We start from the raw sequence: 14,832 nt of genomic DNA, 5'->3' as shown, positions 1-14,832 counted from the left end.
TCTTACGTTCCTCTTTTTTATTATTAGATTACTTTAACTAATTGTTAACTTTAATGCGACTAAACGAGGCCAGTCACCAATTTTCAAGACGAATAACCAGCCTCACAGGACACTATTTCTTTATGTAGTTGTTATATAGCTGCTCTAACGCACCTTCAGTAGTTAAACTCGGATCTTTGTTGATAAAATGTTTCACAGTCCGAGTTACGAAGTCAGAGTTTTGTTTATGCTGCTTCGCAAAGCTTTTGATTAGAGAATCAGCGTCATTAGCTGCTGTAACCTTTTCGTGCCTATGCCGATATTGGCTTAAAGCACGATTAAAATCACCATTATAATCCTCAACCACTAGCTTATAAAATTCAGTACGATCTACATTTAAATCATTAATGCAATAATTGAGCGCGTCTTTAAAGTCATAAAAGACTTTGCCTTGCACATCAAATTCAGCACGCTTTTCGCGAATTGTTACGTTGGCATCTTCGGTTGCATAACTATAACCTTGGAATGCAATTCGCTCTGCAGCCTCAGCGCCTAACTTCATACCAGCTTTTATGCTGTGCACAAATTCATCACTCATATCGTGAAGTTCGCTTTCATGCCACATGTGATAAATTCTTAATGCTTTAGCGTATTTTGCTGAAAGTTTCTTTTTTAGTTTTGTAACTCGCCCATCAATGGTCAATACACGCTCGTTATGCAGTAATGCAAAGCATTCATAACAAGTTGGAATTGATATAAATTCAGCCTCTTCGCCCAAATCTATAATGCTTTGCAGCATATGTAGTGGCGGACAAAAATCTCGCTCAGTTGCTTCACAACCACAATAAAAACATTGATTAAAGTGTTTTGATTCAGATGCATAGGCTTGTTGATAATAGCCTGCTAATTTCGTGGTCACTCATGCTCCTTATACTCTGATTTGCCTTTTTAAGAAAAGGTAGAGTTAATACTTAAATGTAACAGCCACGTAAAAATTAAGCCTTTAATACGAGCTAAAACACGTTTTAATAAAATAAATGAAAAAGATTTCAGCCTATTTGTGTCAAAATTCACACTTTAAAATAGCACTTATCAAGCGGTTAGTTTTGCTTGTTCACATCTACATACTTACTTACATCTTGTCGATTTTCATTAACAGCAATTGTTCTTGTTTAGCGTAATACTTTAAACGTGCCCAGCAAACAGGAAGTGTGAAGTATCCATAAAAGCGAGGTTGCACATACTAAACGTAATACGGACAACAACTGGAGAGAAAGATGAATACGTTAACTACAGCACTAGGTACAGCATTATTTTTAGGTTCTTCACTAGCAGCAACTGATGCAAGTGCAGCACAATTTGTCGCCGCAGATGACTCAGTTGGCACGCAAGCCTGTATGGCCATTGCCTCTAACAAACCATTAAACGTATCAAGCACAATGCGCGATCTACGCTTGAGCAAACGCGTAATGACAGAAAAGCTACTTTGCAATGATATGTCGACAGATAAGTTTGCAAGCACTTATGGTTTTCATAACTCAGCAAAATACTTAAATTTTGAAACAGCTACAAAAACAACTATCCAGGATATCGCTAAAGTATCTGATGACACAGTGATTGTTGTTGCTGGTTCAAAATAATGATTAATTCACTGTAGCAGGTCTTTAAAGGCCTGCTACAAGCTTCTTCATTATACTAGCGCAGCGATTAGGCCAAATAAGCCACCAAACACCCCACCCCAAATCACTAACCAACCTAAATGTTCTTTGATCATGGTTTGAATGATATCTTTTACCATTGTTGGCGTAAGCTCATTCAAACGCTCATCAACTAAACGCTCAACTGTACTATGTAAAGAGCCACCAAGATGAGAGTTGGCAAATAGCTTTTCATCAAGAATCATTTTAAATTCGTCGCTTTTTGAAATATCAATCACCGCTGCTTTCATTTTATCAATGAAAGGTTCACGCATTGGCTCTAGCGCATCACGCCCACCAAACATTGAAAGCATACCGCCAAATTGTGAGTTTTCGATGACCTCAATTAAAGAATCATAAGCCGGACTGAGGTTAACTTCACTAATCACAGGCTCTAAATCAATGTTTGGTTTTGCTAAAGCCATCACCTGATCGATTTTCTCTTCAGCGAAGAATTCTGTCATCACCAAGTTGCGGATAGCGACTTTAAAAGAGGCAAACTTTAATGTTATGACCCCTGAGCCATATAAAAATGGTACTTTTTCGAATAGCATGTGTATAGCAAGCCAGTTTGTTACTGCGCCTGATAACGCAAATAAACCAACAGAAAGTACTATTGCTTGTTCAAATAAAAACCCGACTAATACTAATGCAAACGCCACTAAATTAGTAATGAGACTTTTATTCATCTGACCCCTCATAAATACTTCGATAAACTTTAATAATATTAACGCTATGGGTTTGTTAATTCATCGTCTTTTTGCCATAGTTTAACTATATGGTTAAAAGGCGAACAAAATTATGTGGAATTCAGTGAATGAACAGATTAGCCAAGCGATGCATTTTGATTTTAAGCATACCTTTAAACGCCAATTAAAATCGCCAAATAACGACAGATACTTCCAAATTGGTGATGATTTACATCATTTCTTTGTGAAAGTAGCTCATTTGAGTGATCTTGAGCGCTTAGAATGCGAAGCCTTGAACCTTAAGCTTTTAACTCAAGAAAGCCTATTTATGATCCCAGATTGCATAACAACAGGTTGCAACATAGAGTTTTCATTTATGGTGCTTGAATGGTTAGAGCTTGATAAACAGCCTCATAATAATACTAATTGGCATGAAATGGGTGAGTATCTTGCCAATTTGCACCAAAAACATACTCAAGCCATGTTCGGCTTCGATAACGACAACTTTCTTGGCCCAACTCTACAACCTAATCGCTGGCACAAAAAATGGGATGTATTTTTTGCTGAAGAACGAATAGGTTGGCAATTACAGCTATTACAAGAAAAAGGCATAGAGCTTGTCGATCAAGATACCTTTATTGCCTTTGTTAAAGATGCTCTGCATAGCCATGTTGTTGAGCCTTCATTATTACACGGTGATTTTTGGCGCCGGAATATGGGCTTTTATAATAATGTACCTAGTGTGTTTGACCCTGCTTGTTATTATGGTGATCGGGAATGCGATATTGCAACGAGCGAGCTTTATGCCCCACTCCCCGATAGCTTTTATGATGCCTATAACGATATCTACCCACTGCAGGTAGGTTACGAGCATCGTAGAGCTATTTACCAACTATACCCAATGCTCAATAATGCCAACATATTTGCCGGGCACTATCTTACTGAAGCAAAACAACATATTCAGCAGCTACTAAAATAACCGCGAAATCACTGTAAAATGGATGTCATAAACTACTAAACGTGACTATATTTATCTTATAAGGCGTATAAACAAAGATGCTAGCCGTTTGTTGTAGCACTACGCTTATAAACAATTCGGTTAGTGAGTTATACCAATCTGATTAAATCTACATTCATTTTATATGTTTTAGAGTTTAATTCAGATTGCAATTTAACGAACTCAGGCATGCCTGATTAAGGTAAAAGCTGATGAAAGACCATTACACACAACGGATTTCATGCCCTCATTGTGGTCACCACATTCATGTGGCACTTGATGCTAGCGACGGTGACCAAGACTATTATGAAGATTGCAGTGCATGCTGCAACCCTATCCATTTGAATATGCATATAGATTACGCACACAATAAACTTGAGTTACATGTCGATAGCGATGACGAGCAAATTTTTTAATTTGCTCGTTTTATATATCTATACTTATTTTGCTTGTTGCTCTAGATAATTTTCGACCGTATTAATAATGGTATAAGTTTGCTGATCGACTTCAATATTTAACTTATCGCCTTCGCGATAGTTATCTAGATTGGTAATAGCCAGTGTTTCTGGGATCAAGTGCAGCCAAAAGCCCAGCTCATCTACTTCACCTACGGTGAGGCTTGCACCGTTAACACTCACAAATCCCTTATACAACACGTATTTTTGCCACTCTTTTGCTAATGATAATTGCATTTTACAGTTATCTTGAAGGTGGTTAATTGACAGTATTTCGGCCATACAATGAATGTGGCCCGACACGATATGGCCTCCCAGTTCAGTACCAAAGGTCACTGAGCGCTCAAAATTCACCGTATCATTTAAAGTTAACATACCTAGGTTGGTCAACTTTAATGTTTCATCAATCACATCAAAATCAATAACACAGCTACCAAGGGAGTCAGAGTCAAACTTAACGACGGTTAAACAGCAGCCATTAACGGCAATGCTTGCACCAATATTCAGATTTTCAGCAAATTGCTGCCCTACTTTTAATGATAGCCTTAGCACACCACCTTGATTATTAGCCTTAACCACAACAGCTTGCGTTTGCACAATTCCAGTGAACATCGCTTTCTCTTTTCTTCATTAAATAGATAACTGCGATTTTTATTGATCTATGAATAGATTACAATGGCTGCCTGTTTATTTAGTCGTGTAAATTATGTCTTTTTGTAGTTGGGAAGCCAAAAGGTTAATTTCGTTAGCCATTCCAGTATTTTTGGCACAAGTAACGCTTATTTTAATGACGGTTGTTGATACCGTGATGGCTGGCCAAGTAAGTGCAACGGACTTGGCGGCGCTCTCTATTGCAACGGGTATTTGGAATCCGTTAATGCTCGCACTGCAGGGCATTTTATTGGCTTTAACTGGCATTATTGCGCAGTTTGCTGGCTCAAATGATAAACAAGGTATTAGCCACTACTTTCAACAAGGATTATATCTTGCCCTAATACTCGCTATTATTGGTTTAGGGCTAGCAAGCCTTGCTGATACCGTGCTTGTTCAACTTGATACCTCACAGTCTATTACCCATTTAGCCGAGCAATATATTCATTTTGTTAAATGGGGGATTTTCGGTTTTTTACTTTTCAGTGTATATCGCAATATTACTGAAGGTATGGGTATGACCAAACCTGCTTTTTACATTAGCTTAATTGGTTTAGCGGTAAATATTCCAGCAAATTACGTGTTTATACATGGTAAGTTAGGTTTTCAAGCCTATGGTGGCGCTGGCTGTGGTATTGCCACCGCACTAGTATTTACAGCAATGGCGCTAACTCAGGTTGTTTATTGTCACTTTAGTAAAAAGGTTGATGCCAAAGCATTGTTAGCAAATTTTACCGGACCTAAACCTGCGACTTTATGGACCATAACCAAAGTAGGTATCCCAATTTCTTTGGCCACGTTTTTTGAAGTAACCTTATTCGCTTGTATTCCGCTGTTTATAGCGCATCTGGGAGCAGTTGCCGTTGCGGGTCATCAAATTGCAGCAAGTGTTACTACATTACTGTTTATGATGCCGTTGAGCCTCTCAATTGCAATTAGCATACGAATAGGTAACCTATTTGGCCAACAACATTATCAACAGTTAAGAAATGCTGTTAATACCAGTTATATTTTAGCGGCGATAATCGCTTTTATGCTGGCAAGTGTGACCTTCTTTGCGCGAGATATTATTAGCCAATTGTATTCTGACAACCCTGAAGTATTGGCTCTTGCTTCTTCAATAATGGTGTTAGCTTGCATCTATCAATTACCTGATGCATTGCAAGTTTCTGCCAATGGTATTTTACGAGGGTTAAAATACACGGCACCAATTGGTTATATCACCTTTGTATCGTATTGGTTGATCGGCTTTGCGCTTGGCTTCGTACTTGCTCGTACAGATTTAATTGTTCCAGCGATGGGCCCTCATGGCTTTTGGATAGGTATTATTGTGGGTTTAAGTGCCGCTGCAATTATGTTGATGTTCACTGTTCATAGGCGATTTAAACATGCACCTTTTTTGCAAAACCAATAGCCTTGTAAATTCTATTATCGCAATAGCGTGCACGGCACTTATTGCCTGCACGCCCTCTTCGGGCGATGTAAATCACACCTACGCACAAAGATTAGAAAACGTGCTCAAAACTGATAGTTTTAAGCTATCTAAACCGAGTACACTGAACGTTAAGCATTTCGCTTATGATAACGATGAAAAAGCAACTATTGGCATGCTCGAGCTTACACAGTTACGACAGTGTAAGCTATCTACACTCATCGCTGAGCATAACAACCAGCTTGGTAAAACGGCAACACCCGCTAATATTCTAAGTTATCAGATTAAATTTTTACAAAGCGCAAATGAGTGTTTAGAAAGCTTTGAAAAACAAGATGAATTGTTTGAAAAAATAAAACTTACTGCCGCACAAAAACAAGCAAACCTTCCTAACTACTTTAAAGCTATGCTGCTAAACGAAAGCGAATTTAAACAAAGCTGGCAGCTAAGTTCGACATACATCGATGAAAACTCAGCAGGTTTTAGTGAAACCGTGAGCGCGATGGAGCAGATTGCTAAATTAAACAATAAAATTAATACCGGTAGAATAAACGATATAGACCCAGAGCAAATCATTAGCCAATTAGAAGTGTTAAACCGTTTTAAATATAACAAGTTGTTAATATCGGCGGCACGCGCGCAAACACATTACAATCAGCAATTAACACAACAACTTATGCAGTACTCAAAAGATGATCTCTGCCCTGCCAATAAGAATAAACAAAAGGCACAAACGCTAAGTAATGTATTTAAAAAATTCTATTTAGAGCAATTACAACCTTATCAATCATTCTTGGTGGGTAGATTAGAAACCCTACAACCGCTTTATCATCAAATATGGCGTGACACTGAAATGGACCATTTTGTGGATAGCGAAAGTAATGACGCAATTTTACACCGCCTTAAACAATCTGCTAAAAGCCATGTTGCTTGGTGGCAAGATTTCTATCGAGCGTGCGAAATTAGTCCGTTATGAATAAAAAACCAGCACTTAGCACAAAAATAGCTAAAGCTGCTTGATTCACACAACTAGTCGCTATATATTAGCCTCCGTTGTTTAGCCACGCTAACAACTATTCAAATAAAAATACAACCGTAGCTCAGTTGGTTAGAGCACTACCTTGACATGGTAGGGGTCGGTGGTTCGAATCCACTCGGTTGTACCATGATTTAGGTATAACTAAAGGAAAGAGCACTACCACTCTTAATGGCCCCGTCCAAAGGTCGGTGGTTCGAATACACTCGGTTGTACCAATCTTGATTTTTATTTCAGTACGACCGTAGCTCAGTTGGTTAGAGCGCTACCTTGACATGGTAGAGGTCGGTGGTTCGAATCCACTCGGTCGTACCAATTCTATTTTTCCTTATTTAAAATATTCCGTAACTCAGTTGGTTAGCGCACTACCGCTCTCTATGGCCCGGTCCAAAGGTCAATAGTTCAAATCTACTCGGTTGTAGCATGATTTAGGTATAACTAAAGGAAAGAGCACTACCACACTTAATGGCCCGGTCCAAAGGTCGGTGGTTCGAATCCACTCGGTTGTACCATGATTTAGGTATAACTAAAGGAAAGAGCACTACCACTCTTAATGGCCCGGTCCAAAGGTCGGTGGTTCGAATCCACTCGGTTGTACCAATCTTGATTTTTATTTCAGTACGACCGTAGCTCAGTTGGTTAGAGCGCTACCTTGACATGGTAGAGGTCGGTGGTTCGAATCCACTCGGTCGTACCAATTCTATTTTTCCTTATTTAAAATATCCCGTAGCTCAGTTGATTAGAGCACTACCACTCTCTATGACCCGGTCCAAAGGTCAGTAGTTCAAATCTACTCAGTCGTACCAATTCTATTTTTTCTTATTTAAAATATCCTGTAGCTCAGTTTATTAGCGCATCCCTGCTCTCTGTGACCCACGTATAATTTAACAAGGCAAATAGAGGTATAAAAAAGCGAGCAACCTGCTCGCTTTTCTATACTTGGCTTTTTTCATCACCTATAAACTTACATTTAGCGACCAATTATCAGTGCGCCACCTTGGGCTAATAAGTTTAAGCTCAACTTACCACTGTTACTCACTTTTACTTTCTTGATACCAGCACTGCCATCTTTTTTATCAAACAACAGGGTGATTTTTTTGCCCGCTAACATAGGCAAATCGATATCTAATGTTTTGGCTTTATTTTCACCATTCACAGTTGCTACCCACCATGTTTGCTGATGACGCCTTGCGATAGTTGCATCTTGACCTGGCTGGCCAGCGATATAACGTGTTTCATCCCATACCGTTGGCATCGCCTTTAAAGTATCAATAACAAATTGAGGTTGTTCTGCAAGGTTATTTGGCGTCAGGCCAAAATGTTGCACAGGTGATTGATAAAGCACACCTGTTGCCAGTTCAAATGTATCTGTGGTTTTACGAATAGTGCCGACTGTTTGATCTTGAGATAAGCGTTTGTTTAAAAACACTGGGGCAAAATCCATAGCGCCAATAGCATTACGGGTGAACGGTAAAATTGTCGCGTTATAGGCATGTAAATCTAACGAATTTTGATGAAAAACAAGGTTTTCCGAAGCAAGTACAGCTTCAGACGTAACATAATTTGGATACATTCTTTCCCAACCACGCGGAATGGTACTGCCGTGAAAAGTGATCACCAAACCATATTGATTTGCATCAGTTAGAATATCTTCATAGAGTTTAATGGTTTCTTGTTTATCACCACCAAAAAAATCAACTTTAAGGCCTTTAACGCCAATGCCTTGCAGCCAAGCCATTTCATTTCTTCGTATAGGCGCGGTATTCATTCTATTCTTTGGTGTTTGTGGTGCATCATTCCACCAGCCATTTGAGTTGTACCACAATATAACATCAACGCCTTTACTATTGGCGTATTCGACTAATTTAGCCATTCTGTCACGACCAATGTTTTGATCCCAACCACTATCGATTAATACATATTCAAAATTTAGAGATGCAGCGAGATCTATAAATTTTACTTGGTCGTCATAATTAATACTTGGATCTTGCCATACGATCCAGCTCCATGTTGAGCGCCCCATAGTATATTCTTGATTTGCTTGATAAAGCGGTTTAACCAGATCAAATGCGACTGTTGACTCAACAATAGGTTTTAAACTGGTCCCTAAAGTAATAGTACGCCAAGGAGTCATTACAGGCATAGACATAGCTGCGTAGGTTGCTCCAATACCATTATTCTCACCGGCTTGAGGAAATGAAACCCGATAAATACCGTCTTTCGTGCCTTCGCTCAATTTTGAGCCTACATAATGGCTATCTACACCAGTTTCAGAAATTAAAAGCCAACCTTTATCGCTATTTTTAAATAAAGCAGGAAAGGTATACCCCACGCCATTCGCTGACGGTGTGCCAAGAGCTTCATTAAAGGTGTAAGGCTCTTCGTAACTTGGTTTTGTTTGCATCCAGCCTGTTTCAGGTAAGGCTTGCGGGCTAATAAATGTAGTTGCATCGTCGGGTAAATTAAAAGCACTATATTCAGATAGCACCTTGATTCGGGTATCTGTTTCAACACCCGTGACTTGGTAACGAAATGCAACATCGTGATCAGAAACATTAAACTGCACACCAAGCACTCTACCATCTTTGTTTTCAAACTGTACTTTTAAGGTGTTCGCGGTGTAGTTTATTTCACTCGCCTTTGCATTATGCAGCTTATAACTCTCTTGTATAGAAGCCGTTGTATGGCTCTTATATTTTAAACTTTGTGAAAGGTCGCCAAGGTTAGTATTTAAACCAAGCTGAGATGGTTCCAAAAATACTTGCTTGCCATAAGTTACACTATAAACAATTTGGTTTTGCTGTTCTTCAAGCTTGACTGTTAATTGTCCATCAGGACTTGTAAGACTAAGCGGTAGTTGTGCGTGAGCAAGCAAAGAGCTTACTAGCAGTGAAATATAGATACTTGATTTTATCATTATTGTTGTCCTTAAGCTGCAAAAAACCCGTCAAATAATATCATAATACAAATTGATTGTTTTGTTATTCTAGCCCATTTATGTGTGCAGTGATCGAAAAACGCACTAGCCTAGTAAATAATGTTACAGTTAATTGGTTGTATATTTACTACAAAAGACTAAGCTTTATTTAAATAACAAAAACTTAGACAATTTATGAAACTACTGACCGTGTTTTTATTATTTGCTTCATTTCAAGCCTTTGCAGGCCTAACGGCTGTCAGCTTTCAAAAAAATGGCGAAATAGCGACTGAAGAAGCTGTTCGTTTTAACGGTGGTTATGGTTATAACCTAGATGCAAATCATGTTTTAAAACTAGTAACCTTAGATTGGCCTCCCTATATTGATGAAAACCTATGTAACAAAGGGTGGTTATTCCAATTCACAGTGGGCTCCCTATTAGAGAAAGGCTATGGCGTACATATTAGTTTTTACCCTTGGGCACGTGCTGTTAGAGAGGCTGAATTAGGCCGAGCTGACATTCTCTTTCCGGAATACTTCATCGAAGACAATGTGGTATCTGATAATTTTCTCAACAAAACCCGCAACGATTTACTCGCTTTGAGTCATGCTATTCCTGGAGGTGATTTATCATTCGTTGCATTAAAAGGAAATCAAATTCCATTTAATGGTGATTTAAACTCAGTAAAAGACCTACCTATTGGTGTGGTCCGATCATATAAAAACACCAAAGAATTAGATGCCATGATTGATAATAAAGAGATCGATACAATCGTCGCAAATAATGAATACCAGTTAATCCACCTCTTACTAAGTAATCGAGTCAGCTTGATTGTGGCAGACCTTGAGGTACTAAAAGCAAGCATATATAAGTCTGAATTATCAATGAATGGTAAACAGCAAATGCTAGAATCACTCGTAGCGCTAGAACCTAAACTTGAATACAAACCACTGTATTATTCTGTCAGTAAATCAACACCACACTGGCAAAAGGTTTTAAAAGACTTAAATGATGAAATTGAGTTGATGCAAGCCAGCGGCAAGTTTGACGAGTTTATACAAGGTATGAAACAACAATGCTACGCAAACGATAAAGCGGCGTAAACGCCGCTTTATTTTGAAAGTATTGTGCTCTATTGCGGCACTCTAACCCACCCTTCCATAAGCACTCGAGCACTTCGACTCATACTTGCTTTTGTGACTTGCCAATTACCATCAACAAGTGTTGCAGCAGAACCCACTTTTAATGTGCCAGAAGGGTGACCAAAGTTTACCTCCTGACGCTCACCACCACCTGCAGCAAGGTTCACCAAGGTACCAGGAATGGCAGCAGCGGTACCTATAGCAACAGCAGCCGTGCCCATCATGGCATGGTGCAATTTACCCATCGACATAGCGCGTACCACTAAATCAATATCAGTATCACTGACAACTTTACCACTTGATGCATGATAGGTTTTTGCCGGTGCAACCCATGCTACTTTTGGTGTATGTTGGCGAGCTTTAGCTTCATCAAGATGAGAAATTAGCCCCATTTTCAACGCCCCGTAGGCGCGAATCGTTTCTAACTTTTCAAGTGCCGATGCATCAGCGTTTATTGCTTCTTGCAGCTCTGTACCATCATAGCCAACTTCACTGGCGTTGATGAATACAGTTGGGATACCCGCATTGATCATCGTCGCAGACAACATACCAATACCCGGAACTTCAAGTTCATCAACTAAATTACCTGTTGGAAATAATGCGCCTTCACCGTCTGCTGGGTCCATAAATTCAAGTTTTACTTCTGCAGCAGGAAATGTCACGCCATCAAGCTCAAAATCACCGGTTTCTTGCACTTCGCCATTGGTAATTGGCACATGTACTATTATGGTTTTACTTATATTGACTTGCCATACTTTAACTTCAACAATGCCATTTTCAGGAATTTTACTGGCATCTACAAGACCATTAGATACTGCAAAAGCCCCTACTGCTGAGGTTAAATTACCGCAGTTACCACTCCAATCAACGAACGCTCTATCGATAGCAACTTGACCAAATAAATAATCAACATCGTGGTTAGGTTTATCACTTTTCGATAAAATTACAGTTTTGCTCGTACTTGAGGTTGCACCACCCATACCGTCAGTTTGTTTTTGGTAAGGATCAGGGCTACCAATCACACGTAATAACAAGTTGTCGCGTGCTTCACCTGCCACTTGGGCAGGCTCAGGTAAATCAGTTAAGTTAAAGAACACCCCTTTACTGGTACCGCCACGCATATAGGTTGCTGGCACCTTTATTTGTGGTTTAAACGTCATAGTTTAGTGCTCCTCAGATTCTAAGAAATCCTGCGCGAAACGTTGCAGCACGCCCCCTGCTGAATAGATTGATACTTCTTCAGCGGTATCTAAACGACAAGTCATAGGTACTTCTTCAGTTTCACCGTTAGAACGTGTAATAACAAGTGTAAGCGTAGCTCCAGGTGTTGGCTCACCTTTCACGCTAAAGGTCTCACTACCATCAATACCTAATGTAGTTCGTGTCGTGCCGGCTTTAAATTCTAGCGGTAATACGCCCATACCAATCAGGTTAGTGCGGTGAATACGTTCAAAACCTTCGGCTGCAATAACTTGAACACCCGCAAGGCGTACACCTTTAGCTGCCCAGTCACGTGATGAGCCTTGGCCATAATCGGCACCTGCCACAATGATAAGCGGTTGTTTACGCTGCATGTAGGTTTCGATTGCTTCCCACATACGAGTCACTTTACCTTCTGGTTCAATGCGAGCGTATGAACCTTGCTTTACTTCACCATTCTCTTTAACCATTTCATTCAGTAACTTAGGGTTGGCGAATGTAGCGCGTTGCGCTGTTAAATGGTCGCCTCGGTGAGTAGCATACGAGTTAAAATCTTCTTCAGGAAGGCCCATTTTAGCTAGGTACTCACCAGCAGCACTTGACGCTAAAATCGCATTTGAAGGCGATAAGTGGTCAGTGGTGATGTTGTCGCCTAGTACGGCTAATGCACGCATATCAGTAAGAGAACGCTCACCTGCTAACGCCCCCTCCCAATATGGTGGTCGACGAATATAAGTACTTTGTGGACGCCATTGATAAAGCGGATCGTTGTCTTCGCCATAATCAACACTTAAGTCGAACATTGGCTCATAAACCTTTTTAAACTGCTCAGGTTTAACACTTTGTTTGATCACTGCATCAATTTCTTCATCGCTTGGCCATAAATCCATTAGGCGAATTTCGTTACCTTCCTGATCATGCCCTAATACATCTTTTTCGATATCAAAACGAATAGTACCAGCAATGGCATAAGCAACAACCAGTGGCGGTGAAGCTAAGAATGCTTGTTTTGCATATGGATGAATACGACCATCAAAATTACGGTTACCCGAAAGTACAGCTGTTGCGTATAAGTCACGGTCAATTACTTCTTGCTGAATTTTTGGATCTAGCGCACCGCTCATGCCGTTACACGTCGTACATGCAAAGGCAACAATACCAAAGCCAAGTTGCTCAAGCTCAGGTAACAAATTAGCTTCTTCTAGGTAAGATTTCACCGCTTTAGAGCCCGGTGCCAGTGATGTTTTAACCCATGGCTTACGGGTTAAACCTTTGGCGTTGGCATTACGTGCAAGTAAACCTGCAGCGATAACGTTGCGTGGGTTACTTGTATTTGTACAGCTTGTAATTGCTGCGATAATACACGCGCCATCAGGCATTAAGCCTTCTTCATTTTCAACAACACCAGTAATACCCGCTTTATCAAGTTCGCTGGTTGCAACACGGCGATGTGGATTAGATGGACCCGCAATATTTCGACCTACAGATGACAAATCAAAGGTTAATACACGCTCATATTCTGCCGTTTTTAGACTATCACTCCAAAGACCAGTTTCTTTTGCATAGATTTCGACTAGCTTAACTTGCTCTTCTTCACGGCCAGTCAAACGTAGGTAATCAAGCGTATTGTCATCGATGTAGAACATCGCAGCAGTTGCACCAAACTCTGGTGTCATATTTGAGATAGTTGCTCTATCACCCAGTGTCAGTGCCTCGGCACCTTCACCATAAAATTCAAGATAGGTCGAAACGACTTTTTCATTGCGTAAAAATTCGGTGATCGCTAATACAATATCGGTTGCAGTAATACCCGGTTTTGGTTTACCTGTCAGCTCAACCCCCACAATATCAGGTAAACGCATGTAAGATGCGCGGCCAAGCATCACGCTTTCAGCTTCAAGACCACCTACACCGACTGCAATAACACCTAGTGCATCCACCATTGGTGTATGGCTATCTGTACCAACCAGTGTATCTGGGAAAGCCACACCGTCACGTTTTTGGATCACAGGCGACATTTTCTCTAAATTAATTTGATGCATAATGCCGTTACCCGGCGGTATCACATCAATATTTTTAAATGCTGTTTTCGTCCAATTAATAAAGTGGAATCGGTCATCGTTCCGACGGTCTTCAATAGCACGATTTTTTTCGAAGGCATCTGGCTCAAAACCTGCGTGTTCAACAGCTAATGAATGATCAACAATTAACTGAGTTGGTACCACAGGATTTACTTTTGCAGGATCTCCCCCTTTTGCAGCAATCGCATCACGAAGGCCGGCTAAATCAACTAACGCAGTTTGACCTAAGATATCGTGACATACTACGCGTGCAGGAAACCATGGAAAGTCTAAATCACGTTTTCTTTCAATCAATTGCGAAAGTGCATCATTAAGCATTTCAGGTTCACAACGACGCACTAAGTTTTCGGCAAGGACACGTGATGTATAAGGAAGTGTGGCATAGCTGCCCGGTTTAATTGCATCAACAGCAGCTCGAGTATCAAAATAATCGACCCCAGTGCCTGCTAATGGTTTTCTAAAATTTGTATTCATGATGATTCTACTTGTACTTGGTGACGGTGAATAAAGGTGGGCTGATTATTTTTATTATTCTTACGCCCCTTCATAAAGGGG

At 40.1% G+C, this 14,832-nt stretch carries 12 protein-coding genes and 3 tRNA genes; 9 read left to right on the top strand and 6 right to left on the bottom strand.

From position 1 onward, the window contains the following. Nucleotides 1–112 precede the first annotated feature (112 nt). A complete protein-coding gene (locus HYD28_10080) occupies nt 113–898 on the bottom strand; it encodes a hypothetical protein (GenBank protein QLE09268.1) in 786 nt (261 codons plus the stop codon). A 358-nt stretch (nt 899–1,256) separates the two neighbouring features. On the opposite strand from HYD28_10080, the gene HYD28_10075 reads away from it, so the two are divergent. Continuing rightward, nucleotides 1,257–1,619: a DUF3718 domain-containing protein gene (locus tag HYD28_10075; GenBank protein ID QLE09267.1), complete on the top strand. Its 363-nt coding sequence runs from the start codon at nt 1,257–1,259 to the stop codon at nt 1,617–1,619. Nucleotides 1,620–1,669: 50 nt separating this feature from the next. On the opposite strand, the gene HYD28_10070 is transcribed toward HYD28_10075, so the two are convergent. Next, nucleotides 1,670–2,365 carry a DUF445 domain-containing protein gene (locus HYD28_10070; protein QLE09266.1) on the bottom strand — a complete coding sequence of 232 codons (696 nt, stop codon included), beginning with the start codon at nt 2,363–2,365 and terminating at the stop codon, nt 1,670–1,672. Between the two features lie 112 nt (nt 2,366–2,477). Between HYD28_10070 and HYD28_10065 the strand changes: the two genes are divergently transcribed. Both HYD28_10065 and HYD28_10060 read left to right on the top strand, forming a co-directional pair. Then, on the top strand, nt 2,478–3,344 hold the full coding sequence (locus tag HYD28_10065; GenBank protein ID QLE09265.1) for a fructosamine kinase family protein: 867 nt from the start codon (nt 2,478–2,480) through the stop codon (nt 3,342–3,344). Nucleotides 3,345–3,574: 230 nt separating this feature from the next. Next, nucleotides 3,575–3,778: a CPXCG motif-containing cysteine-rich protein gene (locus HYD28_10060; GenBank protein QLE09264.1), complete on the top strand. Its 204-nt coding sequence runs from the start codon at nt 3,575–3,577 to the stop codon at nt 3,776–3,778. Nucleotides 3,779–3,802: 24 nt separating this feature from the next. Here the strand turns inward: HYD28_10060 and HYD28_10055 are convergent, their stop codons facing one another. After that, nucleotides 3,803–4,429: a riboflavin synthase subunit alpha gene (locus HYD28_10055; protein QLE09263.1), complete on the bottom strand. Its 627-nt coding sequence runs from the start codon at nt 4,427–4,429 to the stop codon at nt 3,803–3,805. A 94-nt stretch (nt 4,430–4,523) separates the two neighbouring features. Here HYD28_10055 and HYD28_10050 point away from each other — a divergent pair, with 94 nt between their 5' ends. The 5 genes from HYD28_10050 to HYD28_10030 all read left to right on the top strand — a co-directional run bounded on the left by HYD28_10050 (nt 4,524) and on the right by HYD28_10030 (nt 7,633). Continuing rightward, entirely contained in the window at nt 4,524–5,882 is a 1,359-nt protein-coding gene (locus HYD28_10050; protein QLE09262.1) for an MATE family efflux transporter, read from the top strand. Nucleotides 5,883–5,982: 100 nt separating this feature from the next. Then, nucleotides 5,983–6,876 carry a DUF3080 family protein gene (locus HYD28_10045; GenBank protein ID QLE09261.1) on the top strand — a complete coding sequence of 298 codons (894 nt, stop codon included), beginning with the start codon at nt 5,983–5,985 and terminating at the stop codon, nt 6,874–6,876. A gap of 113 nt (nt 6,877–6,989) precedes the next feature. After that, nucleotides 6,990–7,066 (top strand) — tRNA-Val (locus tag HYD28_10040). Between the two features lie 108 nt (nt 7,067–7,174). Then, nucleotides 7,175–7,251, top strand: a tRNA-Val gene (locus tag HYD28_10035). Nucleotides 7,252–7,556: 305 nt separating this feature from the next. Further along, nucleotides 7,557–7,633, top strand: a tRNA-Val gene (locus tag HYD28_10030). Between the two features lie 273 nt (nt 7,634–7,906). On the opposite strand, the gene HYD28_10025 is transcribed toward HYD28_10030, so the two are convergent. After that, nucleotides 7,907–9,853: a glycoside hydrolase family 97 catalytic domain-containing protein gene (locus HYD28_10025; protein QLE09260.1), complete on the bottom strand. Its 1,947-nt coding sequence runs from the start codon at nt 9,851–9,853 to the stop codon at nt 7,907–7,909. A gap of 195 nt (nt 9,854–10,048) precedes the next feature. Between HYD28_10025 and HYD28_10020 the strand changes: the two genes are divergently transcribed. After that, nucleotides 10,049–10,957, top strand: coding sequence for a transporter substrate-binding domain-containing protein (locus tag HYD28_10020; protein QLE09259.1), 909 nt, complete (start codon nt 10,049–10,051; stop codon nt 10,955–10,957). A gap of 29 nt (nt 10,958–10,986) precedes the next feature. On the opposite strand, the gene prpF is transcribed toward HYD28_10020, so the two are convergent. Together prpF and acnD are read right to left on the bottom strand one after the other, a co-directional pair. Next, nucleotides 10,987–12,156 (bottom strand): 2-methylaconitate cis-trans isomerase PrpF, encoded by a 1,170-nt coding sequence (prpF, locus tag HYD28_10015; GenBank protein ID QLE09258.1) that lies wholly within the window; start codon nt 12,154–12,156, stop codon nt 10,987–10,989. A 3-nt stretch (nt 12,157–12,159) separates the two neighbouring features. Further along, entirely contained in the window at nt 12,160–14,751 is a 2,592-nt protein-coding gene (acnD, locus tag HYD28_10010) for a Fe/S-dependent 2-methylisocitrate dehydratase AcnD (GenBank protein QLE09257.1), read from the bottom strand. Nucleotides 14,752–14,832 lie beyond the last annotated feature (81 nt).

The organism is Pseudoalteromonas shioyasakiensis (genome assembly GCA_013391845.1).
Taxonomy (GTDB): Bacteria; Pseudomonadota; Gammaproteobacteria; order Enterobacterales; family Alteromonadaceae; genus Pseudoalteromonas; species Pseudoalteromonas apostichopi.
Note: the sequence above shows the minus strand (reverse complement) of the source record. Positions and strands in the feature narration are given on the sequence as shown.